Below are 871 nucleotides of genomic sequence, written 5' to 3' on the forward strand. Positions count from 1 at the left end.
CTTGCTCCCGGGGCCCGGGAAAAGGGGTGCGGCCGTTAGTTGTATCCGTCCCGCCGGGGCGGCTGCCTCGCCCCGCGCGGCGCGTGATGCAGCGCACTTGCACTTCAAGTTACCGCTAAGTAACATATGTTGTGGGTCACAGAACCCCTCCGATCTTCCGAGACCTCGGATTCGACCGACCACAACAAGGAGCCACACGGTGAGTGCTAACGATCCGACAGTGCACGCAGCCCTCGACGACCGCGACGTCGTCTTCATCGACGGAGTGCGCACACCCTTCGGCAAAGCCGGCGAAAAGGGCATCTACCATGGCATGCGCGCCGATGACCTGGCCGTGAAGACGGTGCGCGAACTGCTGCGCCGCAACCCCAACGTCCCGGCCGAGAAGGTCGACGAGGTGGCCATGGCCGCCACCACCCAGACCGGCGACCAGGGCCTGACGATCGGACGCACCGTCGGACTGCTCTCCGGACTGCCCAAGTCCGTGCCCGGCTACGCCATCGACCGCATGTGCGCCGGGGCGATGACCGCGGTGACCAGCACCGCCGGGGGCATCGCCTTCGGCGCCTACGACGTGGTGATCGCCGGCGGCGTGGAACACATGGGCAACCACCCGATGGGGGCCGGGGCCGACCCGAACCCGCGCTTCCTGGCCGAGAAGATCGTGGACCCGCAGGCGCTGAACATGGGCAACACCGCAGAGAACCTGCACGACCGCTTCCCGGCCATCACCAAGGAACGCGCCGACCGCTACGCCGTGGCCAGCCAGTCCAAGCTGGCCGCCGCCTATGAGTCCGGCCAGATCCAGCCGGACCTGGTGCCGGTGGCCTCCCGCCGCCCCGGGGAAGGCTGGCAGCTGAACACCGCCGAT

At 68.2% G+C, this 871-nt stretch carries 1 pseudogene; it reads left to right on the top strand.

Going from position 1 to position 871, the window contains the following annotated elements:
• Positions 1-220: 220 nt before the first annotated feature.
• A pseudogene (locus tag JCM19049_RS15835) lies at positions 221-871 on the top strand (acetyl-CoA C-acyltransferase); the annotation flags it as partial.

This window comes from Arthrobacter sp. JCM 19049, from assembly GCF_001310435.1.